Origin of the sequence: Lysobacter sp. 22409, from assembly GCF_052045105.1 — a bacterium.
GTDB classification, from domain to species: Bacteria; Pseudomonadota; Gammaproteobacteria; order Xanthomonadales; family Xanthomonadaceae; genus Lysobacter; species Lysobacter antibioticus_B.
Window position 1 is genome coordinate 1 of the sequence record NZ_JBQEOE010000044.1, and the last position, 22,929, is coordinate 22,929.

Here is a 22,929-nt window from a genome sequence, read left to right on the forward strand (position 1 = left end):
ATTTTTCGATAAGACGTCCCTGTCTTATCGAAAAACGGCGCACGTCCTGTGCGCCGCCCTCCGGGTCTACTGTTGACCGGAAAAGCGGAAAAGCGGAAAAGCAGCAAAGCGGAAAAGCGGAAAAGCGGAAAAGCAGCAAAGCGGAAAAGCGGAAAAGCGGCAATGCAGATCAAAATCTCGGCAACGGCAACGGCAACGGCAACGGCAACGGCAACGATGCGGCCCAGTCCTCGATGACCGCTACCGCGGAGCTCGGGCTTGCTATAGTCGACCCCATCACGCGCCCGCCTAGACCGCCGTCGCGTCCAGGACTTCACCCACCGCAACGGAGTTGCCGCCATGGCCCAGCCCAAGAGCCACCTCGAGATCGCTCTCGCCTCGATCCCGGTGTTCACCAACGACGGCACGCTCGACGTCGCCGAACTGCAGAAGCTGCTCGACCTGGCGCTGCGCGACCAGATCGTCGACGACGACGAAAAGCGCGTGCTCGGCAATATCTTCAAGCAGGCCGAGCTCGGCACGCTCGACGCCGACGTCAAGCGCCGCATCGACGAGGCGCGCAAGCTGCACGGCATTTCCGCCTGAGACGTTCCGCGTCGCGATCCGGTCGGCAACGGCCGGGTCGCGGCGATGGCGTGCGGGTCGATCGTGTCTGTCGGCATCCTTTGATTCGGGATTCGGGATTCGCGTCGGTCATCTGCAGTCGAGATGGTTGCGTCGCAAGCCGCGACCGCGAACTTGCCGGTCGCGGCGTCGCTGTCGGTAGCTGGTCGTCTCGGGTCGTGGGGAGGCGCGGCCTAGGTGGCGCCGGAGTGTTCGTCGCCTCGAGTCGCTACTTAAGTGATTGAAGTAAAAGGTATGCCTGGCCTCCGCCGCCACTCCCCGCCGTTCGTCGGCATATCACATGTCATACTTGCCAGTGTCACATGTGATGACTTATCGTGAATGACATGGAACGTCGATCCTCCGCCTACTACCAGCGCAAACATCGCGAACGATTGCGCGAGAAGGGGCTGGTCAAGAAGGAACTGTGGGTGCTGCCGGAATTTTCCGAGGAGCTCATGGCGGTGGAGCGACGGATGCGGCAGCCGCGCGGTGCGGTGTCGGGGCGAGGACGCGCGGAGGGCGCGATGAGCGATGGCAAGGTCTGGACGGCCGCGGGTTTGTACGATGCGCTGTCGCAGGACGAAGAATTCATCTACGGCGATTCGCAGATCGAGCTGATCGACGGCGCCGAACCCAGCCTGCACCTGGTGATGGCCGAATACGGCGACCTGCCGTTGTTCGTGGCCGTGGTCGGCGAACAAATCGTGGTCGAGGCGCTGCTGTGGCCGGTCGCGCACGTGCGTGACGCCTCGGCGTTCAACGAAGAAGTGCTGCGCACCCACAAGGTGTTCCCGCTGTCGACGATCGGCATCGAGACCCTCGCCGACGGCGAAGCGGTGTACATGATGTTCGGTGCGCTCAGCGCGGCCTCGTCGCTGTCGAACGTGCTCTACGAAATCGAGACCCTCGCCGACAACGTCATCAAGGCGACCGAAGCCTACGAAACGCAGCTGCTGGAGGTGGCCTGATGTCGACGTCCGATCCGCCCGCCAATATCTGGAGCAAGCTGCTGACCTCGATCCGCGGCGGTGCGCGCGAGCTCGGCGAGGCCTGGGTCGACAGCCAGGCGCTGCGCATCCTCGACCAGGAGATCCGCGACTGCGATCTGGAGCTGCGCCGCTCGCGCGAATCGCTGGCCGAGCTGATCGCCCGCCATTCGCTGGCGCAACGGCGCTTGAGCGACTCCAGCGACAAGGTCGCCGAATACGAAACCTATGCAATCAAGGCGCTGGAATCCGGCGACGAATCGCTGGCGCGCGAAGTCGCCGACAAGATCGTGCTGCTCGAAGCCGGCCGCGGCGACGACGAGCGCCACGTGCAGCAACTGGCGCTGAGCGCCACCGAGCTGCGCAAGGCCATCGCCATGGCCGAGGGCAATATCCGCCGTCTCAAGCAGCAACTGGACACGGTCAAGGCCACCGAGAGCATGCAGCGCGCGCAGGCCGCGGTCGCGCATCGCTATGCCGGGCCGCAGAACCGCTTGCAGACCGCGGTCGACTCGTTGGCGCGGATCAAGCAGAAGCAGGCCGAGCGCGGCGCGCGCATGGAGGCGGCGACCGAATTGGCGCGCCACGACGGCTCCGACGCGCTGGAACGCAAGCTGCGCGAGGCCGGCATCATCGCCGACGATGCCGGCGCCGAAGCGGTGTTGCTGCGGCTGCGACAGAAACTGCCGGGCTGACCGGTTTCATGGAGGCGCCGCAGGGAGCGCGGCACGCGGGGAGGGAGGGGTGATGATCGAGTTTCTGCAGATCGTGTTTTCGTTTCCAACGGCGTTCTACTCCGTCCTGCTGGGCGTGGTGGTCGGCTATTGGCTGTTGTCGGCGCTCGGCCTGGTCGGCATGGACGTAGCCGACGGTCTGTTCGGCCACGGCCATGGCCACTTCGGCGGCGACGGCCATGTCCACGGCCCGGCGCACGGCCATACGCTCGGCGATCAATCGCTGGCCGACGGCGCCCATCACCATCAAAGCGTGTTCGATCCCCTGATGCGCCTGGGGCTCGGCGGCATTCCGGTGACTGTCGTGCTCAGCGTGCTGGTCGCCACGGCCTGGGCGCTGACCTACCTCGCCGACCTGTATCTGCTGCGCCTGCTGCCGGATGGCGGCCTGCGTTTCGTCGCCGACATCGTCGCGCTGGTGGTCGCCTTCGTGTTGGCGATTCCGGTCGCCGCGTTCGCGCTGCGTCCGGTGCGGCGCTTGCTGCGCAAGATGCAGCCCGAGCCGCCGCGGCCGCTGCTCGGCCAGACCGCGGTGATTCGCAGCCCGGGCGTGTCCCGGGTCACCGGCACCGCGGCCATCGAGGACGGCGGCGCCGGCCTGATCCTGCAGATCCGCGACGAAGGCGGCGAACGTTTCAAGCGCGGGGACCGCGTGGTGTTGATCGAGTACCTCGCCGACCAGAACGCCTACCGCGTGGTCAGCGAAGACGAATTCCGCGGCGCCTGACCCTCGTCGGTCGCCGCCATCCGTATCGAAGTCGAGTCATAGGGAGATGCAAGAATGAATTTTCCGTCGGGTATTTTCATGGTCCTGACCCTGGTGGGTCTGGGCATTCTGGTTGTGTTCGTCCTGCTGATGATGTTCAAGGCCTTCTACATCAAGGTCCCGCAGGGCACGGCGCTGATCGTCAACGACATGTCCTCCATGCCGAAGGTGCATTTCACCGGCGCGCTGGTGTATCCGGTGATCTACAAGAAGGAGTTCATGAAGATCTCCTTGATTACCCTGGAGGTCGACCGCCGCGCCAAGGACGGGTTGATCTGCAAGGACAACATGCGCGCCGACATCACCGTGGCGTTCTACTTGCGCGTCAACGAAACCCAGCAGGACGTGCTCAAGGTCGCCAAGTCGATCGGCGTGGACCGCGCCTCCGACCGCACCGCGGTCAATGAGCTGTTCAACGCCAAGTTCTCCGAGGCGCTGAAGACGGTCGGCAAGCAGATCGACTTCGTCAAGCTGTTCGAGAACCGCCAGGAATTCCGCGACCGCATCGTCGAGGTGATCGGCAACGACCTCAACGGCTACGTGCTCGAAGACGTCGCCATCGACTACCTGGAGCAGACCCCGAAGTCCTCGCTCGACCCGACCAACATCCTCGACGCCGAGGGCATCCGCAAGATCACCGAGCTGACCGCGGCGCAGAACGTCATCACCAACGAGCTCGAGCGCAACGAGCAGCTGGCGATCACCAAGAAGAACGTAGAAACCCGCGAGGCCATGCTCGCCCTGGAACGCCAGCAAGCCGACGCCGAGGCGCGGCAGAAGCGCGAAATCCAGACCATCCAGGCGCGCGAGCAGGCCGAAACCGCCAAGGTGCAGGAAGAAGAGCGGCTGAAGTCCGAGCAGGCGCGCATCTCGGTGCAGGAGCAGCTCGACATCCGCGAGCAGAACCGCCAGCGCGAAGTCGAAGTGGCCCAGCAGAACCGCCAGCGCGCGGTGGTGATCGAGGTCGAGAAGGTCACCCGCGCCAAGGATCTGGAAGTCGTCTCGCGCGAGCGCGAGGTCGAACTGAACCGGATCGAGAAGGAAAAGGCGCTGGAAGAACAGCGCAAGGAAATCGCCAACGTCATCCGCGAGCGCATCGCGGTCGAGAAGACCGTGGCTCAGGAAGAAGAGCGCATCAAGGAAGTGCGCGCGGTGTCCGAGGCCGATCGCGCCAAGCAGGTGACGGTGCTGAATGCGCAGGCCGCGGCCGAGGAAGAGCTGGTGCGCCAGGTCAAGCAGGCCGAGGCCAACGAGACCGCGTCCAAGCACCGCGCCGGCGAGATGACGGTGCTGGCGCAGGCCGAGCTGGAAGCGGCCGGCAAGCAGTCCGAAGCCAAGAAGAAGCTGGCCGAAGGCATCGAGGCCGAGCGCGCCGCGCCCGGCCTGGCCGACGCGCGGGTGCGCGAAGTCACCGCCGCGGCGAGCGAGAAGGAAGGCATGGCCAAGGCGCGCGTGATCGCCGAGACCCTGGCCGCGGAAGCCCGCGGCGAGCAGGAGAAGGGCCTGGCGCAGGCGCGCGTGATCGAAGCGCAGGCCGACGCCAAGCAGAAGCAGGGCCTGTCCGACGCCAAGGTGCTGGAAGAGAACCTGTTCGCGCAGGCGCGCGGCGACGAGCAACTCGGCGCGGCCAAGGCCAAGGCGACCAAGGACCTGGGCCTGTCGGAAGCCGAAGTGCTGCTGCAGAAGTTCAAGTCCGAGGCCGAAGGCCTGTCGCAGAAGTTCGGCGCGCTGGATTCGTTGAGCGACCAGGCCCGCTCGCACGAAGAGTTCCGCATGCAGTTGGAGAAGAACTTCGAGCAGGCGATCGCTTCGATCGAGGCCAACAAGGAAGTCGCCAAGGAGCAGGCCGACGTGCTGGCCGCCGCGCTCAGCAAGGCCAACATCGACATCGTCGGCGGCGAAGGCGAGTTCTTCAATTCCTTCGCCAAGGCGCTGTCGGTCGGCAAGGCGATCGAGGGTGTGGCCGGCAAGAGCCCGATCGTGCAGGACGTGCTGCAGCGTTTACTGGCCAAGTCGGACGGCAAGTCCGACGGCAAGGGCGAAGGCAAGGCTTCCAGCGAGACCGTGCTGGACTCCTGACCGCTCGCGGCCGGAACCCAGCAACACGGACCAAGGAACGCGCCGCCGCCATCGGCGGCGCATGGCAGCACGCCGGCGGCGCCGCTCAGCGCGCGGCCGGCAGGATCGTTAGGACGGACACATGGCGGACACCAAGCCGGGCACGGCGACGGGCGAGAACGCGAACGACGGCGGCGCCACCAGCGCGGCGGCGAATCAAGCCGTGGACCAGGCGGTCGCCCAGGGCGGCGCTTATGAGGTTTTGAGCAAACGCCTGGCCGAACAGGGCCAGCGCCTGCGCGACATCGCCCAGGGCCTGAACCAGCAGCGCCTCGACGAGTTCGGCAGCAGCCAGATGGAGGTGGTCGGGCGCTTCCGCCTGCGCACCGAGAACAACTGCGTCGCGCGCGACATCGTTCAGGTCGGCGACTGCCTGGTGTTCGGCTACAACGTCTTCCTCGGGCTCAAGAAAGAAACCCGGGTCGAGGATGTGTTCGCGCTGTACAAGCTGGTGCAGGGGCCGGAGGGCTACGACGTCACCCCGGTCGAGCTCAAGGGCAGCTTCCTCGGCATCGACAGCTTCGCCCAGGATTTCCGCGAGCTGTACGCGTATTACAAGAACACCCGCCTGATCCAGCTGATCGTGCGCGACGGCAAACTGCTGGCCGCGTTCCAGATCGGCGAGCGCATCACCGACCTGCGCGTGTTCCGCTGGGCGATCGCGCCGGGCGGCGAGGTGACCTACATCGACAACCGCGGCGAGCGCGACATCGCCCTGCCGGCGCCGTTCGATTTCGAGTGGACCCGCGCCACCCGCGAGATGGTGGTCAACGGCCGCCACCCGCATCTGAACATTCTCGACAGCGTGTTCGTCGAGACCGTCAACGGCGACCTCACGGTCAAGATCGAGAACAACACCGAGGACGGCCAGGGCATCTACCGCGAGCCGGTCGCCGACAAGACCCAATCGCTCGACGACGCCCAAGTCGATTACGCCCGCGTCGGCAGCCTGATCCTGCTCAAGATCCTGCCGTACCGCGAAGAACAGTGGCGCTACCTGGTCTTCAACACCCTGACCCGCAAGGTGGTGCGCCTGGACGAGATCGGCCTGGCCTGCATCCAGTTGCCCGAAGACCACGGCATCATCTTCCCGGGCGGCTATTACCTGCAGAACGGCGAGCACAAGCGCTTCGACCAGGCGATGGACGGCATGCGCTTCAAGCGCACCATCCGCTCGCCCAACGGCGAGGACGTGCTGTACCTGTTCTACGAGCCCGAGCAGGGCCGCACCGCGATGTTCACCTACAACATGATCGAGCGGCGCCTGCAAACGCCGATCTTCGGCCATGGCTATGCGCGCCTGGAAGACGGACGCATGGTGATCTTCGCCACCGAAAGCGACGAGCCGACCCGCGTGCACCCGATGCAGGTCTGGCAGACGCCGTACTACAGCGACGAATTCGCCGCCAAGCAGCCGGCCGGCAACAGCTTCATGGGCAAGATCGGCAACGCCGAGTTGGTGCGCGGCGTGTCCGAGCTGATGAGCCTGTCGCGCGAGATCGAGGCCACCGAAGTCTCGGCGCAGCGTTACGGCCTGCTGGCGCAGAACACCCGCCGTTTGTTCGACGCCCACCATTGGTTGTCCGACCCCGCCTGCGCCGGTACCGCGCCGCTGCTGCGCGAGATCGCCGCGACCGCCGAGTCGGTGCTCGACGAGTACGAGAAAGTCGAAGGCATCCGCAGCCAGTCCGAGCGCGCGATGGCCGAGGCGCGCACGCGCCAGAAAGCCTTGCTCGACGCCCTGCAGCCGGAAAACTGGGAGCGGGTGCAGGAGTTCGTCGACGCCCTCAACGGCCTGACCGCGCAGCGCGGCCATCTGCTCACGATCCGCGACTACCGCTATATCGACGTCGCCGGCATCGATGCGATGGAACAGGCGCTGATCGCCGCGCACGAGCGCACCGCCGCGGCGACCGGCGCCTTCCTCGCCGGCGACAAGGCCCTGCTGCCGTTGGCCGAGCGTTTGCACGCATTGGAAGCGCAGGCCCAGCAGGCCGTGAGTGTGGCGCAGTTGCTCGAACCGATCGGACAGATGCAGGCGATGTCGGGCGACCTCGACATGCTGTCGGCGTTGATGGCGACGCTCAAGGTCGACGACGCCACCCAGCGCACCCGCATCGTCGAATCGATCTCGGAGATCTACGCCAAGCTCAACCAGGCCAAGGCGCGCGCCGAGCAGCGTCGCAAAAGCCTGGGGTCGAGCGAGTCGGTGGCCCAGTTCGGCGCCCAGTTCACCCTGTTCGGACAGAGCATCGCCAGCGCCCTGTCGCTGGCCCAGGACCCCGAGCGCGCCGACGAGCAGTTGTCGCGGCTGATGGTGCAGTTGGAGGAACTGGAAAGTCAGTTCGGCGAGCACGAGGCGTTCCTCGGCGACATCCTGTCCAAGCGCGAGGAACTGCTCGAGACCTTCGAAGCGCACAAGCAGACCCTGCTCGACGACCGCCAGCGCAAGGCCCAGGCGGTGATGGATGCGGCCACCCGCATCCTCGACGGCCTCGGCCGGCGCACCGCGCGCTTCGCCGGCAGCGACGAGCTCAACGCCTTCTTCGCCAGCGACCCGCTGATCCTCAAGCTGCGCGAACTGGCCGAGCGCCTGCGTACGCTCAAGGACAGCGTCAAGGCCGACGACGTCGAGGCGCGCCTGAAGGGCGCGCGCGACCAGGCGGTGCGCGCGCTGCGCGACCGCAGTGAGTTGTTCGAGGAAGGCGGCAACGTCATCAAGCTGGGGCCGCGCCACCGCTTCAGCGTCAACACCCAGGAACTCGACCTGACCCTGCTGCCGCGCGGCGACGTGCTCAACCTGCACCTGACCGGCACCGACTTCTTCGAGCCGCTGCGCAACCCCGAACTCGATGCCGCACGCGATTACTGGGGCGTGTCGATGGATTCGGAATCGCCGCAGCTGTATCGCGGCGAGTACCTGGCCGGCCTGGTGATCGAGGCGGCCAGCGCCAACCGCGACGGCCTCAGCCTGGACCTGTTGCGTCAGCAACTGGCGCAGCCGGAAGCGCTCGCGCGCAGCGTGCGCGACTTCGCAGCGCCGCGCTATCGCGAAGGCTACGAAAAGGGCATCCACGACCACGACGCCAGCCTGATCCTGCAGGCCTTGCTGCCCTTGCGCGACAGCGCCGGCAGCCTCGGCTTCGAGCCGGCCGCGCGCGCCTGGGCGGCGCTGTTCTGGTCGCAGGTCGGCGAACAAACCGACGCCCGGCAATGGCCGGAACGCGCGCGCACCGCGCGCGACATTCATCAGTTGTTCGCCAGCGCCGCGGGCCTGGAATCGCTGCGCGCCGAAATCGCCGCGGCGATGACCGGCTATGCCCAGCAGCAGACCCTGGCGATCGACCCGGCGCTGACGCCGCGCGCCGCCGAATACCTGGTGCTGGAGCTGTCGGCCGAACACCCGCAATTCGTGTTCAGCAAGTACGCCCAGCAACTGCTGCAGGCGTTGCGCGAGAAACTCACCGCGGCGCGGATGTGGGATGGCTTCGTCCAGGCTCTGGACGGCCTCGGCGACCGCGTCTCCGCACGTTGGGCGCTGGCGATGAACTGGGTCGAGGCGCTGGCGCGTTCGCCCGAACTCGCTCCGGTCGCGGCCTATGCCGCCGAAGCGGCGACCTTGTTGCTGCTCGACGAACGCTTCCCGAAGAAGATCACCGAGGTCGACCTGAGCGCGCCGGTGCAAGGGCTGCTCGGCGAGCATCCGCGCATTGCCGAGGGCCGCATGACCTTGGCCATCGACGACTGGTCGGCGCGCCTGCGCCACCACCGCGAGACCTTCGTCCCCGGCTTCCAGCGCTACCAGGCCTTGCGCCAGGAAATCGTCGGCCGCGAGCGCCACGCCCTGCGCCTGGACGAGTTCAAGCCGCGCCCGCTGACCTCGTTCGTGCGCAACAAGCTCATCAACGACGTCTACCTGTCGGTGATCGGCGACAACCTCGCCAAGCAGATGGGCACGGTCGGCGAAAGCAAGCGCAGCGACCTGATGGGCCTGCTGATGATGATCTCGCCGCCGGGCTACGGCAAAACCACCTTGATGGAATACGTGGCGCACCGGCTCGGCCTGATCTTCATGAAGATCAACGGGCCGGCCCTGGGCCACGAGGTGCGCTCGCTAGACCCCGAGCAGGCGCCCGATGCGACCTCGCGCCAGGAACTCGACAAGCTCAACCTGGCCCTGGAGATGGGCAACAACGTGATGCTGTATGTGGACGACATCCAGCACACCCATCCCGAGTTCCTGCAGAAATTCATCTCCCTGTGCGACGGCACCCGTCGCATCGAAGGCGTCTGGAAGGGCCGCACCCGCACCTACGACATGCGCGGCAAGAAGTTCTGCGTGGTCATGGCCGGCAACCCGTACACCGAGTCCGGCGAGGTCTTCAAGATCCCGGACATGCTTGCCAACCGCGCCGACATCTATAACCTCGGCGACGTGCTCGGCGGCATGGAAGCCTCGTTTGTGCTCAGCTACATCGAGAACAGCCTGACCTCGAACCCGGTGCTGGCGCCGCTGGCGACGCGCGAGATGGCCGACCTGTATCGCTTCGTCGACAAGGCCCAGGGCAAGCCGTTCTCGGCCAACGAACTCAGCCATGCCTACAGCGGCGCCGAGATCAACGAGATCGTCGCCACCCTGGAGCGGTTGGTGAAGGTGCGCGACGTGGTCTACCGGGTCAATCAGCAATACATCGCCAGCGCCGCCCAGGCCGAGAGCTACCGCACCGAGCCGCCGTTCAAGCTGCAGGGCAGCTATCGCAACATGAACAAGCTCGCCGAGAAGATCTCGCCGGTGATGAACGAGGCCGAGTTGCAGCAGTTGATCGGCGACCACTACCTCGGCGAGGCGCAGTTGCTGACCAGCGGCGCCGAGGAGAACCTGCTCAAGCTCGGCGAGATGCGCGGCACCCTCGACGAGACGCAGGCCGCGCGCTGGGCCCAGATCAAACGCGACTTCCAGCGCAACAAGGCGATGGGCGCGGGCGACGCCGATGTCGGCACCCGAGTCGTGGCGCAGCTCAACGACCTGGTCGAGAGCGTGCGCTCGCTCGATCAGTCGGCCACTCAGGCCGCCAGCCGTGCCGAGCCGGCGCCATCGGCGCCGTGGCAGGAAATCCTCGCGGCGCTGGAACGCGTGGCGCAAGCGCAGGCGCAACCGCCGGCGACCCCGGCCGCCCCGGCGCCGGATCTGGGCAAGGTGCTGAGCGGTCTCGGCTCGTCGCTGCAAACCTCGCTGGTGCCGTCGCTGCAGTCGGCCTTCGATCCGCTGGTCAACCACCTGCAGGACAGCAGCGAACGCCAGACCCGCCTCAACGAGGCGCTGGTCGAAATCTTCAAGCGGCTGGGCCAGCGCGACGTCGACGACGCGCCGACACGCGCCGAGATGACCGAGCAGCAGCGCGAGCTGCAGCGTGCGCTCAACGAATTTGCCGACCGACTCAACGGTCGGATCCAACGCTAAGGAATGGGCAGGGACATGGATTTCGGCCGACTCGATCAGACCTTGCGCGACAGCATCGCCGACCGCACCCTCGACAACGAGGAGAAGTTCGAGCTGCGCGAACTCGGCGCCGGACTCGGCAGCGAACGCGTGCGCTATCTGCGCAACCGCGCCTTCGACATGACCCGCGAGCTGATGCTCGGCGAGCCGGTGCATGCCCTCGACGGCCTGCGCTGGCTGGAGCAGGTGATCAAGACCCTCGACGTGGTCGCTGCGCCCACGGTGGTGTCGAGCGCCTATTTCGCCCCCGGCGACGCCTGCCTGCGCAAACTGCGCGAGTTGTGCCGCGGCGCCAAGCGCAGCGTCGACATCTGTGTGTACACGATCTCCGACGACCGCCTCAGCGAAGAAATCCTCGCCTGCCACCGCCGCGGCATCGCCGTGCGCCTGATCAGCGACAACGACAAGAAGTTCGACGAAGGCAGCGACGTGCTGCGCCTGCGCGAGGCCGGCGTGCCGGTGCGGATCGACGACAGCCCCTTCCACATGCACCACAAGTTCTCGCTGTTCGACGGCCGGGTGCTGGCCAACGGCAGCTTCAACTGGACCCGCAGCGCGACCACCAGCAACGAAGAGAACCTGGTGGTAACCGACGACGCCAATCTGGTGCGTTGCTTCGCCGGGCAGTTCGAGGAGTTGTGGGAGAAGTTCGTGCCGGCAGCGGATGCGGCGCGCTACTGAGCGCGGATCGAGGCCAGCGCCGGACTGGCGGCGTTTCTAAGCCGCTCTCGCTCGGCATTGCGGCGTCAATGCGGGCCTTTCAACCCTGCGCGGTGCCGCGGCGCCCCAAGGCCACCGCGCCGCGGTCGGCCAGCTCGTCCCTGATCGCCTGGGTGTCCTGGTCGAGCATCGGCGCGGCGAACGGGGTCGGGCCGGGGGTGCGGCCGAACTTGATCGATTGGGCGACGCCGCGGTAGCGCCCGACCTGCGGATGCTGGATCGGGCCGACGATACCTTCGGCGAGCACTTGCGGGTGGTCGAACATGTCCTCGATCCGGCGCGCCGCAGCGCAGGGCACTTCGTCGCCGAACAGCGTTTCCCACTCCATCGCGCTGCGCCGCGCCAAGGCTTCGTGCAGGCGCGGCACGATCTCGGCCACCGCCTGCGCGCGCTTGCGCACGCTGTCGTAGCGCGGGTCGTCGGCGAGTTCGTGCAGGCCGGTCTTCTCGCACAGCGATTTCCAGAAGCGCGCGGTGTTGGCGGAAATGTAGATGTGACCGTCGCGGGTCGGGTGGATACCGGTGACGCCGCCGGAACGCATATCGCGGCCGATGTCGAGGCCTTCGCCGTCGGCCCAGATCATCCGCGCCGATTGCATGGTCAGCGCGCTGCGCAGCAACGAGACGCCGACGAACTGGCCCAGGCCGCTGCGCTCGCGCTCGTACAAGGCCGAAGACACGCCGGCGGCGAGCAGGGCGGCGGCGTAGTAGTCGACCACCGAGCCGTAGATGATCTCCGGCGGCCCGCCGCGTCGCCCTTGCAGAGCGCACATGCCGGTCATGGTCTGCAGCACCTGGTCGTAACCGGCCTTGTCCTTCATCGGCCCGCTCTCGCCGTAGCCGCTGACCGCGCAATAGATCAGGCGCGGGTTGATCAGTTGCAGGCGCTCGAAATCGATGCCCAGGCGCTTGGGCACGCTCGGGCGGAAGTTGTGCACCAGCACGTCGGCATCGCGCACCAAGCGCAACAGCACGGCGTGGTCGGCCGGGCGCTTCAGGTCCAGGACGATGCCGCGCTTGCTGCGGTTGACGCCGAGGAAGGCGCGGCTTTCGCTGGCCAGGGTGGAGGGGTATTGGCGCAGGTTGTCGCCGTCGGGCGGCTCGATCTTGATCACGTCGGCGCCCTGGTCGGCGAGCAGGGTGCAGCCGTAGGGGCCGGCGATGTAGGCGCTGAGGTCGAGTACGCGGATGCCGCCGAGCGGGCCGGCCGGGGCCGTGCGCTCGGACGTCGGGTCGGGGGGGATGGAGTCCATGCGGTGCGCGTCCGAAAGCCTAGAGCCTGATGCCGGGTTCACTCTGCGCCTGTCGCCGCGGTCGAAACAGCCACGCGGCATATGTTCTCGCAGCACAAATTCTTGCTTGGCCGGTGTGGACTGTGCGTGCAGTCACGGGACGGGCGGCGATGAGCGCAGGGGCATGGGCGCGAGCGACATCCAGGTCAGGCGCCAGGCGCCGTCGACGCGGCCGCCGGCGCAGTAATACGGACGGAACACCAGCGGCGCGCGGTAGCCCGGATGCAGTTCGATGCGCGGCACCGCTTCGATCGCGTCCGGACCGGTCCATCGCAGCCAATCGCTTTGCGCCGCCGACGGCAGGCGCAGCGTTTCCTCAGTCTTGAAGCCGTCGATCAGGCCGGTCGCATAGACCAGCGGCCCGCAGGCGACGGCGAGGTATTCGTAACGCAGCACTTCCTGCGCCACCGCGCTGCCGTCGGGCGCGCGCGACTCCTGCACGTTGCGATGGATCGCGGTGTGGGTGCGCGGGGCCATCGGGAACTGCGCGAGCACTTCGTCGCCCGCGCTCCACTCGCGGTCGATGACGAGGTAGTCGCCGGCGAGGATCGTCGCGTCGGCGGCGACGCCGTCGACCGACACCTGCGCCGCCGCGGCCCAGGAAGGAATGCGCAACTTGATGCGGAAACGCGAGCTGCGTTCGGGGTCGACGCGCAGGCGGATCGCGCCGTCGAAGGGATAGGCGGTGTCCTGTTCGATGTCGACCCGGCCGGCGCCCTGCAGCCCGATCCGCGCCGAGCCCGGTCCGTACAGATTCACCGCGATGGCGTCCTCGCCGACCTGCGCATAAGCGACGCCGGGAATCTCCTCGACCGCCATCGCGCCGCTGGATTTGCAGCAGCGCCAGTACGTGGTGTGCACGCGGCGCCCGTTCGGGAACACGTAGTAGCACCAGTTCTCGCCGTCGGGCGCCTGTGCGCCGAGCAGGTCGTTATAGGCCGAGCGTTCGATCTCCTCGGCGTAGCGCGCCTCGCCGGTGATCGCGAGCAATTCGCGGTTCAACTGCATCCAGGCCAGGGTCGAGCAGGTTTCGACGTAACCGTGCGGATCGAACACGCCGGCCGGATTGAACACCTCGCGCGAACGCTGGGCGACGCCGCCCCAGGGGCCGCCGCCGAGGCTGAGGTGATGCTCGAGGATGCTGCGCCACAGGTTCTCGACGGCGCGGCGGTAGCGCGGCTCGCCGGTGGCGCGATGCAGCTTGGCCAGGCCGACCAGGTTCCAGGCCAGCTGATAGGCCTTGCCGGTGGCGATCTGCGCCGCGTCGGTGCCGTCCAGCGCCTGCGACAACAGGCGCAGGTCCGGATTGCGTTCGGCCTGCTCGAGCACGGTCAGTGCGAGTTCGAGATAGGCCTGCTCGCCGGTGGCGAAGTACAGCTCGACTGCCGGGTCCATCAACACCGTCGCCGACAGGCCGTGGTGGTTGCCGAGTTCGTTGATGTCGATGGCGCCATCGGCCAGGGTGCGCCGGCACAGATCGCCGATGCGCCGGGCCGCGTCGAGATAGCGCGGCTCAGGGAAGTGGCGATGCACCTCGAGCAGGCCGAGGATCAGATAGGCGTGGGTCCAGATGTCCCAGGTGCGCACGCTCGGCGCACCGTCCCAGGTGCCCGGCTTGGGCGGCTGTTTGCGCATGAAGCGGCGTTCCGGCGCGTAGGTGCCGAGATAGCCGTCGTCTTCCTGGGTCGAGACCAGGAAGTCGGCGACCCCGAGCAGGCGCGCGCGCAGCCCGGCATCGCCGCTGCGCGCGGCGGCCTTGGCGGCGGCGATCAGCCACTTGCCGGCATGCTCGCCGTACCAATCGCCTTCGAGGTTTTGTTGTCTGTGTTGCGGAGCGAAGATCGCGATCGCCGGACTGTGCTCGTCGACGATGAAATGCGAGAGGCGGCCGCGGCGGTTGGCATCGAGGGCCTCGCCGAGCAGGCCGCCGAGGCGGACCTCGACGGCCTGGAGCGCGGGCGCGCCGCGATGCGTGTCGGCGCTCATGCGGCATCGACCGCGCAGCGGAAGCCGATGCAGCCCGAGCGGTCCTTGCTCGGCGCCATCAGCAGGTACTTGCCGTGCTGGTCGAGCCGGTAGGCCTGCGGGAAGTACCAGTGCGAGGTCTGCGGCCGGTAAGCGCTGCCGCCGCGCAGGATCGCCGCGCGGGTGTGCTCGTCTAGATACTCGTCGCTCCACTGCCAGACGTTGCCGACCAGATCGAGCACGCCGAATGGGCTGGCGCCGGCCGGATGCGCGTCGACGTCGTCGGGCGCGCGCAGGCGGCGGCCGCGGTTGGGCGCCGGCGCGGCGTCGTCGCGCCAGTCCTCGCCCCAGGGATAGCGGCGGCCGTCGTGGCCTTGCGCGGCGTATTGCCACTCCCACTCGCGCGGCAGGCGCTTGCCGGCCCACTGCGCATAGGCCCGTGCATCCTCCAGCGCCACCCAGGTCACCGGCTTGCGTTCCCAGCCCGGGCGCGGCGCCCCGTCGACCCAGTCGCGCAGATAGTTGTGCGTATCGCGCGGGACATAGCCGCTGTCGATGACGAAGCGCTGGTACTCGGCGTTGGTCACCGGAGTGCGATCGATGAAGAAGCGCGGCAGGCGCATGCGCTTGCGATGGTTGCGGCGCGCACTGTCTTCCCACGGATACTGGACGTCGACGCCTTCCCAGGTCTGGCCTTCGATTTCGATGCCGCCGACGACGAAATCGAACTCGCCGGCCGGGATCTCGATCATGCCCGGCGGCGTTGTCGCGGCGGCCGCGACCGGCTCGATCGGCACCAGCCGTTGCGGCAAGGCGCGCCACTGGTTGGAGTAGCGATGCAGCGGCGTCGCCGCCAATTCGTTCATGCGGGCAAGGAAGGCGTCGAGGCCGTCGATCTCGGCGCCCGGCGCCAGCGCGAGCACGGCGCCGAAACCGCGGCCTTCGAGCACGAAGTCGAACACCGCGCGGCCGCCATCGAGCCGCGGCTGCAGGGCCACGCCGTTCCAGGCGTCGAAATAGCGCGCGCCGTCGACGTGGTCGACCGCGATCTGTTCGCCGGCGACTTCGTACTCGTTACGGTTGACGAGGGTCCACACGCTGCTGCCCGTGTGCGGGAAGCGGCTGGCGAACACGCCGGCCTGCAGGGTGTGCGCGTACGGACGCCAGTCGGCGCTGACGAAGTGGGCGGGAAATGTTCGTTCGATCGTGGCGATGCGGCGCAGGCTCTCGGCATCGCGTTCGCCGAGTTGGTTCCACAAGCCCCAGACGTTCTCCCAGGCGTTGTAGCCGATGCCGTTGAAGAAGATGTACTGCAGGTCGTGGTTGCGGTCGCGGCCCCAACGGTTTTCGTAGTTGATCATGTGGCGCGGTTCCAGCCACTTGAACTTGGCCACCGGCGGGATCGCTTCGTTGGGCGCCTTCTTGCCCCAGCTCTGCACGTTCCAGATCAGCGCCTCCTCGGCGCTGATGGTCGATTCGGGTTGCAGCACCACCGGGTGGCCGAGCGCGTCGCAGGCGTCGAAGAACGCGCGCGGCACGCCGTTGTAGGTATCGCCGTTGACGCCGTCGGCGCCGACCGCTTGCACCAGCTGGGCCACCGACTCCCAGTCCTTGCGGCCGCTGTCGCGGGTGCCCTGGTCCCAGGGCATGGTCGGCAGGAACACGCGCACGCCGCGGCGATGGAAATCGGCGATCGCGCCGCGCAGACCGTCGAGCCCGCCGGGCAGGTCGGCGGCGAGGTCGAACTGGTTGCGGTCGTCGACGCCGATGTTCGGATACACGTGCCAGATCAGCACGCTGTCGATGCCGCCGTAGCGGCGTTCGAGATCGTCGAGATAGCGATCGACGGTGTAGCGGCCGGCGACCGGGTCGTAGAAATAGCGGTCCTCGGCCATCATCTGGGCATGGACGAAATTGCGCTGCGCCCATTGCAGTTCCGGGCGGCGATAGTGCGCGTCGTCGTAGCCGATGCGGATCAGGTGTTCGCGGCGCCAGTCGCTGAGCTCGGCGATCCAGTCGTCGAGGGTGGCGTCGACGTCGACCTTCCAATGGCCGATCTCGGCGAACGGCCAGCCCGGCGCCTTGCCCGGCAGCGGCAGGTAGCGCTGGGTGGTGACGTGCGAGAACTTGTACTCGGTGCGCACGAGCGGGCGTTCGTCTTCGCTGGTGGCGTCGGCGGCGTGGTAATCGGGAGGGCGGGGCGCTTGGGTCATGGGGGCGTCGCTAAACCTGGAGCGGGAAAGACGTGACGGCGGCCGGCATCGAATCAGCTCCGGCGAGCCAGCGCTCGACCTCGTCGTGGCTCGGCACGCTGGCCTGCGCTCCGGCGCGGGTGCAGGCCAGCGCCGAGGCGGCGCAGGCGCGGCGCAGCGCGGCGGCGAAGCTCAGGCCATGCGCGAGCGCCGCGACCAGTGTGCCGCAGAACGTGTCGCCGGCGGCGGTGGTGTCGAGCGCGCTGACGGCGAAGGCGGCCTGATGCAGGTGCTCGCCGTCGAGGCGCGCGCGACAGCCGCGTGCGCCCAGGGTCACCACCACGCCGCGCGTCGGAATGCGCGCCAGCCCAGCGTCGAGGTCGCCGGCGATGCCGCTGAGGACGGCGAGTTCGCCTTCGTTGACGATCAACAGATCGATCGCATCCAGCAACGAGCTCGGCAGCGGCCGTGCCGGCGCTGCGTTCAATACCACGCGGACACCGGCGGCGCGCGCGCGCTGCGCCCAGGCTTCGATCGCGGCCAGGGGCGATTCGAGCTGCAGCAAGAGATGGCCGACGCCGGTGAGGTCGGGCAGATCCTCGCCGCGCAGGGCCTCGTTGGCGCCGGGCGCGACGGTGATCGCGTTCTCGGCGTCGTCGGACACGCACACGAAGGCGGTGCCGGTGGCCCGGTCGGCGACGCGCACGATGTGCGGCTCGACCCCGGCCTCGCGCAGCGAACGCTCGATCGGCGCGGCGTGGGCGTCGTTGCCGAGGGCGAGCAGCATGCGTGTCGGCGCGCCGCCGGCGCGCGCGCAGGCGACGGCTTGGTTGGCGCCCTTGCCGCCCGGGAACAAAGCGAGCTCGCGGCCGAGCACGGTCTCGCCGGGCGCCGGCACGTGGCTGGCGCGGACCACGAAGTCGAGGTTGGCCGAGCCGGCGACGAGGACGCAGGAGGACAGCGCAGCGCTCATTTCGTCGTCTCCGGTTCGGCGCGGGCTGGGATCTGCAAGGCGCGATAGACCTGCCGATAGAAGTCGCTGCCGATGCGCGGCAGATCCCGCCGCGCCTCGCCGTGCGGCAGATGCTGCAACAAGGCGATGGCGATCAATCGGTGCTGCGGGTCGATCGCGTAGGTCGTCGAGGCCGCGCCCGACCAACCGAACTGCCCGCGCGACCCGGGGCGGTCGCGCTTGGCCGGGTCGATCACGACATAACCGCCGAAACCAAAGCCCTCGCCGGCGCTGTATTGGTTCACCGGCGGATCGAGCATGCCCAGTTGGTTGCGCAGCATCGCAGCGACGGTGTCGGCGCGCAGCAAGCGCGGTCGCGGCCGGGCGTTCGGGCCCGTGCCCGACGCCGCAGGGCCGGGTGGGTCGGTATCGCGCGAAGCTGACGCCGCAGGCGCGTCGGCATCGGCATCGGGCAGTGCAGCCGACGGCGCGGCGATCAAGCCGCCGTCGAGCAGCATCTGGGCGAAACGAGCGTAGTCGCGCGCAGTCGAATACAGCCCGCCGGCGCCGCTCGGGTAGAGGTTCAAGCGCACGCCGGGTTCGCGCGCGCTCGGGCCGTCGGCGATCCGCAGCCGGCCGTCGTCGCCCATGCGGGTCAGGTCGACCACGCGTTCGCGCTGCGTAGGCGACACCTCGAATCCGCTGTCGCGCATGTCCAGCGGCACGAAGATGCGCTCGTGCAGGAAGGCATCGAAGGGCTGCTCGGCGACTACTTCGATCACCCGTGCCAGCACTTCCAGCGCGGCGCCGTCGTAGCCGAAGCGGGTGCCCGGATCGGCGGCGAGCGGCGCGCGGCTCAGGCGTTCGACGAAGCCTTGCAGGTCGGCGGCCGCATGCGGGTCGTGGCGCCGCACGATCGCCATCGCCAGCTCGTCGCCTTCAAGCCCGGCCGGAAAGCCGGCGGTGTGGGTGAGCAATTCGCGGATGCTGATCTCGCCTGCGGCATCGCGCAGGCGCGGCGCATCGACGCTGCCGCCGACGACGACCTGCGGCCGCGCCAGTTCGGGCAGATACGCCGACACCGGGTCATCGAGCCCGATCCGCCCTTGCTCGACCAGCAGCATCAGCGCGGCCGAGGTGATGGTCTTGGTCATCGAATACAGGCGGAAGATCGCATCGCGCCGCATCGGTGCGCGGCGAGCCAGGTCGCGGTGGCCATAGGCCTGCCAGTCGACGATGCGTCCGTCGCGCGCGATCAGGGTGACCGCGCCGAGATAGCCGTCCTCGCCGGTGACCGCGCGCATGAACCGGTGCAGCTCGGAGACGTTTGCTCCCCGGGGCGATGGGGCGGCATGGCCGTCGGCCGCCGCCGACGACCCGATGCAGGCGCCGGCCAGCGCCAATGCTGCGACCCCCGCGAAGCGCCGGCGCCACCCTTCGGCGCCGGCAAAAGGCCACCGTCGCCCGCCAACGCCGGCAAAAAGCCACCGCCGCGGACACGACGGCGGGGGCGTCGGTCCGGGGGCGGTTCGAGGGAAACGCGGCGAGGGCGGCAGACGGTTCAGAACTTGAAGGTATGCGTGAGCGAGAAGGTGCGGCCGCGACCGGCCCAGTAGTTCTGGAAGCCGCCGGGCGGCTGCGACCAGCTCAGGATGTACTGCTTGTCGAACAGGTTCTCGATGCCGAGCGAGAACTTGCCGTAGCGTTCGGTATCGAAGTTCATGCCCAGGTCGAACAAGGTGTAGCCGCGGGTGCTTTCCTTGAAGTTGAAGCGCGCGCCGTCGAAGCCGCGCACGTCGCTGGCGGACAGGGTGCGCGAGAACAAGGTGGTGGCGCCCAGGCTGACGTCGCCGCGCGGGTGGAACTTCCAGGTGAGGGTCCAGGCGAACTTGTCGGGGTTGATGTCGAGCACGCCCATCGGCTTGTTCGTGCCGCCCGCACCGAAGCGGCCGGCGGCGTCGGCGGCCCAGAACGAGGTCTTGCCGCGGGTGTGCGAATACACCGCGCTGAAGCGCCAGGCCTCGTTGAAGCGCCAGTCGCCGGACAATTCGTAGCCCTTGATCCGCACCGGCGCGCGCAGCAACACGAAATCGTTGGTGGCCGGATCGATCGCCAGCGACTGGCCGTAGTCGGATTTGGAGTCGTAGTGCGAAGCGCTCAACGCGCCGCGTTCGCCGCGCCAGTTGAAGCCGAATTCGGTGTTCTCGACCACGATGGCGTTGAGGTCGAGCAAGTCGGCGACGCCGATGCGCGGATCGTTCGGGCAGCCGTCGGGCTGGGTGTCGCCCGGGTCGTTGGAGCACTGGATGTTGCGCAGCGGAATACCGACGTTGGCCAGGGTGAAGCCTTCGCCGTAGGAGCCGAACACCGACCAGCCGTCGGTGATGCGCCAGACCGCGCCGAAGTTGGTCAGGTTCTCCTGGTAGTCCAGGGTGCCGCCGTCGACGTGGCGGCGGTCGCGGTACCAGGTGGTGGTGTAGCCGTCGACGTGCAGCTCGCCGTCTTCGCGGCGGATGCCGCCGCTGAGCGTGACTGGGCCGATGTCCCAGGACAGCTGTGCCCACGGTGCGCGGCTCTTGTACTCCATCGGCGGCACCCACAGCCGGTCGGTCAGCGCCAGGCGCTGTTCGGCGGTGTCTTCGACCAGGTCGAAGCCGAGCCGCAGTTCCAGGCCGCTGACCGAGAACAGCGAGGGCCGCGCCCAGGACGTGCGCAGGCCCTTCTTGTTGGTGACGATTTCGGATTGGTCGTAGATCGAGCCCGACGGCCCGATCAGCGGATCCTGCTTGTCGATGGTGTTCTCGGGCAGGTAGCGCATCTCCTGGTCGGCCTGGTAGCCGTTGAGGGTCAGGGTGCCGCCGAAGAAGTCGGAATGGATATAGGTGAGCTGGTACTGCTTGAAATCGTTGATCGCGGCCTTGGAGCCGAAGATGCTGCCGCGCTCGGAGGTGTTGGTGCGGGTGGCTCCGCACAGTGCGGCCTCGTCCGGGCGGCAGCCCAGCACCTGCACGTAGTTGGCCTTGCCTTCGATGTTGAAGTGGCTGACCGAACCTTCGATGCGCTGCACGCCGTCCTCGCCGAAGGCGTAGCCGGCCTTGAGGAACAGGTTGCGCGACTCGGTGTCGGCCAGCGAGCCGCTGGTGTTCATGCCGATGCGGCGGCCGCTGCCGTCGTAGGTGATGCCGCGGTCGAGGAAGGAAGCGCTGGCGAGCAGGTCGAAGTTGCCGGCCTTGCGGGCGAAGTTGAAACCGAGCTTCCAGCCCTCGCTGTCGTCCTCGAACTGGGTGGTGTAGCGCGAGACGACGGTGAACTCGTTGCCTTCCTTGGTCGGGGCGGCCGAGAGGTAGTTGATGATGCCGCCGGCGGCGCCGATGCCTTCCGACGCGGAAGGGCCGTTGATCACTTCGATGCGGCCGACGATGCCCATGTCGGTGAAGGTGCCGTTGCGCGTGCCTTCGCGCAGCGGCGAACCCTGCGGCACGCCGTCGAACAAACGCAGGGCGACGCGGCCGCGCAGGTTTTCGCCGGTGTTGCTCATCGCCTGCGAGGATTCGGCGTAGCCCGGCACCGAGCGCGCCAACACCGCGGTCGCGTCCTCGGTCAGCACCAGGTTGCGCTGCACTTCTTCCTTCGAGACCAGGGTGATCGCACCGGGAATGCGGTCGACCGCCTTCGGGCTGCGCGTGCCGGTCACCACCACGTTGTCGAGATCGACCGCGGCCCGGTCGGCCGCAGCGTCGTTGCCGTCGGCGCTCGCCGCGGCCTCCTGCGCGCTGGCGGAACCGGCGATGGCGGAAAGCAGCAGGATGCTGCTGATCGCGGCGGTGAGTGGCTTGAGCATGTCGTATCCCGTCCAGGCTGCGGTTGGCGGCGCGCGCCGCAACGGCGTACGCATGAACCCCGGCGTCGAGCGACGGCGGCGTGGCCGCGTCCTTGTGGCGACGTCCCCGACATCGCATGTCCCCGGAGTGAGTGCGAGCCTATGCGTTCGACTGCGCGCATAGAACCGTCGCGGACTATGTTCAGAGACTAGGATTTGTTGCTTGAGAATCAGGGTTTTCTTGCGGCGGTGCAGCATGCGAACGAACACAGGCGTGGTCCGCGTTCGCGCGCATCGCCTCCGCGTTCGCCCTTCGCGCCCGCCGTTCGCGCCGCGTGCCCGCTCAGGTTTTGGCCTGCATCGCCTTGCGGCTTTCCTGCAGCAGCACGGTCACCAGGCGCACGCGCACGCTCGAACGCGACCAGACGATGCCGATGCAGCGCTTGGCGGACGCATCGGGCAGCGCGATGCGCGCGATGTTCAGGCCTTCCGGCCAGGGCCTGGCCCAGTCCGGCACCAGCGACACGCCGAGGCCTCGGTCGACCATCACCGCGATGGCGTTGAGGGCATTGAGCTCGAAGCGTTCGCGCGGAACGATGTTGGCCGCGCGCAGGTATTCGTCGGCCTGGCGGCCGCCCCATTGGTGGCGGTCGTAGCGGATCAGCGGTTCGTTGGCGAGCAGGTCGTGCGGATCGCGCTCGGCCATCGATGCCGGCGCCAGCACGATCAACGGTTCTTCGCGCAGCAGCTGCCATTCGCAGGTCTTAGGCAGCGGGAACGGCGCCTGCAGCACGATCGCCGCATCCAGGTCGCCCTGTTCCACCGCGTGGTACAGGTCGGCCGAGTAGCCGGGCTTGATGAAGACGTTGATCTGCGGAAAGGTCTCGACCATGCGTGCGAGCACGTCGGGCAGCATGCCGGCCAGGGCGGTCGGGCAGGCGCCCAGGCGCAGCTCGCCGGAGATCTCGCTTTCGTTGGCCACGCTGCGCAGGTCGGCGACGCTGCGCAACAGCTCGCGGCTGCGCGGCAGGATCCGCGCGCCTTCCTCGGTGACGCTGACGGTGCGGCCGACCCGGGCGATCAGCGGCGCGCCGATCTCGCGCTCCAGGGTGCGGATCTGCTGCGCCACCGCGGCCGGGGTGATGCCGAGCACGCGCGCCGCCGCGGCCATCGAACCCTGGTCGACGATGGTCACGAAGGTGTTGAGAAATTGGGTTTCCATGACCTCTCGCTGGCGTCGTGACGGTTGCGCGAATCGCGGCTAGCCGAGGCTACACGA

At 67.9% G+C, this 22,929-nt stretch carries 15 protein-coding genes; 7 read left to right on the top strand and 8 right to left on the bottom strand.

Annotation, left to right across the window (positions count from 1 at the left end; all coding sequences use genetic code 11):
• Positions 1-341: hypothetical protein (locus ACTJJK_RS19100; RefSeq protein ID WP_440730970.1), on the bottom strand; the 341-nt coding region annotated here is incomplete at its 3' end.
• Here ACTJJK_RS19100 and ACTJJK_RS19105 point away from each other — a divergent pair.
• The 7 genes from ACTJJK_RS19105 to ACTJJK_RS19135 all read left to right on the top strand — a co-directional run bounded on the left by ACTJJK_RS19105 (position 340) and on the right by ACTJJK_RS19135 (position 11,391).
• On the top strand, positions 340-585 hold the full coding sequence (locus tag ACTJJK_RS19105) for a hypothetical protein (RefSeq protein ID WP_440730971.1): 246 nt from the start codon (positions 340-342) through the stop codon (positions 583-585). The two genes, ACTJJK_RS19100 and ACTJJK_RS19105, sit on opposite strands and share 2 nt — an antisense overlap.
• A gap of 365 nt (positions 586-950) precedes the next feature.
• The gene (gene bacA, locus ACTJJK_RS19110; protein ID WP_031372820.1) at positions 951-1,574 is read left to right on the top strand and encodes a biofilm formation regulator BacA; all 624 of its coding nucleotides are present in this window, start codon (positions 951-953) and stop codon (positions 1,572-1,574) included.
• Positions 1,574-2,287 (top strand): PspA/IM30 family protein, encoded by a 714-nt coding sequence (locus ACTJJK_RS19115; protein WP_031372819.1) that lies wholly within the window; start codon positions 1,574-1,576, stop codon positions 2,285-2,287. Before bacA ends, ACTJJK_RS19115 begins: the two co-directional genes overlap by 1 nt.
• A gap of 52 nt (positions 2,288-2,339) precedes the next feature.
• Positions 2,340-3,053 (top strand): hypothetical protein, encoded by a 714-nt coding sequence (locus ACTJJK_RS19120; protein ID WP_031372818.1) that lies wholly within the window; start codon positions 2,340-2,342, stop codon positions 3,051-3,053.
• Positions 3,054-3,107: 54 nt separating this feature from the next.
• Positions 3,108-5,171, top strand: a complete 2,064-nt coding sequence (locus ACTJJK_RS19125; protein WP_031372817.1) for a flotillin family protein — start codon at positions 3,108-3,110, stop codon at positions 5,169-5,171.
• 121 nt (positions 5,172-5,292) lie between these two features.
• Positions 5,293-10,671 (top strand): DNA repair ATPase, encoded by a 5,379-nt coding sequence (locus ACTJJK_RS19130; RefSeq protein ID WP_440730972.1) that lies wholly within the window; start codon positions 5,293-5,295, stop codon positions 10,669-10,671.
• A 15-nt stretch (positions 10,672-10,686) separates the two neighbouring features.
• Positions 10,687-11,391: a phospholipase D-like domain-containing protein gene (locus ACTJJK_RS19135; RefSeq protein ID WP_440730973.1), complete on the top strand. Its 705-nt coding sequence runs from the start codon at positions 10,687-10,689 to the stop codon at positions 11,389-11,391.
• 79 nt (positions 11,392-11,470) lie between these two features.
• Here the strand turns inward: ACTJJK_RS19135 and ACTJJK_RS19140 are convergent, their stop codons facing one another.
• The 7 genes from ACTJJK_RS19140 to ACTJJK_RS19170 form a co-directional block, all read right to left on the bottom strand.
• Positions 11,471-12,682, bottom strand: a complete 1,212-nt coding sequence (locus tag ACTJJK_RS19140) for a CaiB/BaiF CoA transferase family protein (protein WP_440730974.1) — start codon at positions 12,680-12,682, stop codon at positions 11,471-11,473.
• A 132-nt stretch (positions 12,683-12,814) separates the two neighbouring features.
• A complete protein-coding gene (locus tag ACTJJK_RS19145) occupies positions 12,815-14,707 on the bottom strand; it encodes a glycoside hydrolase family 127 protein (RefSeq protein ID WP_440730975.1) in 1,893 nt (630 codons plus the stop codon).
• Complete coding sequence (locus tag ACTJJK_RS19150; protein WP_440730976.1) at positions 14,704-16,899, bottom strand: formylglycine-generating enzyme family protein; 2,196 nt, start codon at positions 16,897-16,899, stop codon at positions 14,704-14,706. Before ACTJJK_RS19150 ends, ACTJJK_RS19145 begins: the two co-directional genes overlap by 4 nt.
• Before the next feature lie 10 nt (positions 16,900-16,909).
• The gene (locus tag ACTJJK_RS19155) at positions 16,910-17,851 is read right to left on the bottom strand and encodes a ribokinase (RefSeq protein ID WP_440730977.1); all 942 of its coding nucleotides are present in this window, start codon (positions 17,849-17,851) and stop codon (positions 16,910-16,912) included.
• Positions 17,848-19,134 (bottom strand): serine hydrolase domain-containing protein, encoded by a 1,287-nt coding sequence (locus tag ACTJJK_RS19160; protein ID WP_440730978.1) that lies wholly within the window; start codon positions 19,132-19,134, stop codon positions 17,848-17,850. Before ACTJJK_RS19160 ends, ACTJJK_RS19155 begins: the two co-directional genes overlap by 4 nt.
• Before the next feature lie 257 nt (positions 19,135-19,391).
• Positions 19,392-21,671, bottom strand: a complete 2,280-nt coding sequence (locus ACTJJK_RS19165) for a TonB-dependent receptor (RefSeq protein ID WP_440730979.1) — start codon at positions 21,669-21,671, stop codon at positions 19,392-19,394.
• 322 nt (positions 21,672-21,993) lie between these two features.
• Entirely contained in the window at positions 21,994-22,872 is an 879-nt protein-coding gene (locus tag ACTJJK_RS19170) for a LysR family transcriptional regulator (RefSeq protein WP_031372808.1), read from the bottom strand.
• Positions 22,873-22,929: the final 57 nt, after the last annotated feature.

Bases quoted from the DNA above. Each gene is read 5' to 3' on its own strand.
- ACTJJK_RS19120 (WP_031372818.1), top strand. From the start codon at position 2,340: ATGATCGAGTTTCTGCAGATCGTGTTTTCGTTTCCAACGGCGTTCTAC.
- ACTJJK_RS19105 (WP_440730971.1), top strand. From the start codon at position 340: ATGGCCCAGCCCAAGAGCCACCTCGAGATCGCTCTCGCCTCGATCCCG.
- ACTJJK_RS19140 (WP_440730974.1), bottom strand. From the start codon at position 12,682: ATGGACTCCATCCCCCCCGACCCGACGTCCGAGCGCACGGCCCCGGCC.
- ACTJJK_RS19130 (WP_440730972.1), top strand. From the start codon at position 5,293: ATGGCGGACACCAAGCCGGGCACGGCGACGGGCGAGAACGCGAACGAC.
- ACTJJK_RS19115 (WP_031372819.1), top strand. From the start codon at position 1,574: ATGTCGACGTCCGATCCGCCCGCCAATATCTGGAGCAAGCTGCTGACC.
- ACTJJK_RS19165 (WP_440730979.1), bottom strand. From the start codon at position 21,671: ATGCTCAAGCCACTCACCGCCGCGATCAGCAGCATCCTGCTGCTTTCC.
- ACTJJK_RS19160 (WP_440730978.1), bottom strand. From the start codon at position 19,134: ATGCGCGCGGTCACCGGCGAGGACGGCTATCTCGGCGCGGTCACCCTG.
- ACTJJK_RS19170 (WP_031372808.1), bottom strand. From the start codon at position 22,872: ATGGAAACCCAATTTCTCAACACCTTCGTGACCATCGTCGACCAGGGT.
- ACTJJK_RS19150 (WP_440730976.1), bottom strand. From the start codon at position 16,899: ATGACCCAAGCGCCCCGCCCTCCCGATTACCACGCCGCCGACGCCACC.
- bacA (WP_031372820.1), top strand. From the start codon at position 951: ATGGAACGTCGATCCTCCGCCTACTACCAGCGCAAACATCGCGAACGA.
- ACTJJK_RS19125 (WP_031372817.1), top strand. From the start codon at position 3,108: ATGAATTTTCCGTCGGGTATTTTCATGGTCCTGACCCTGGTGGGTCTG.
- ACTJJK_RS19145 (WP_440730975.1), bottom strand. From the start codon at position 14,707: ATGAGCGCCGACACGCATCGCGGCGCGCCCGCGCTCCAGGCCGTCGAG.
- ACTJJK_RS19135 (WP_440730973.1), top strand. From the start codon at position 10,687: ATGGATTTCGGCCGACTCGATCAGACCTTGCGCGACAGCATCGCCGAC.
- ACTJJK_RS19155 (WP_440730977.1), bottom strand. From the start codon at position 17,851: ATGAGCGCTGCGCTGTCCTCCTGCGTCCTCGTCGCCGGCTCGGCCAAC.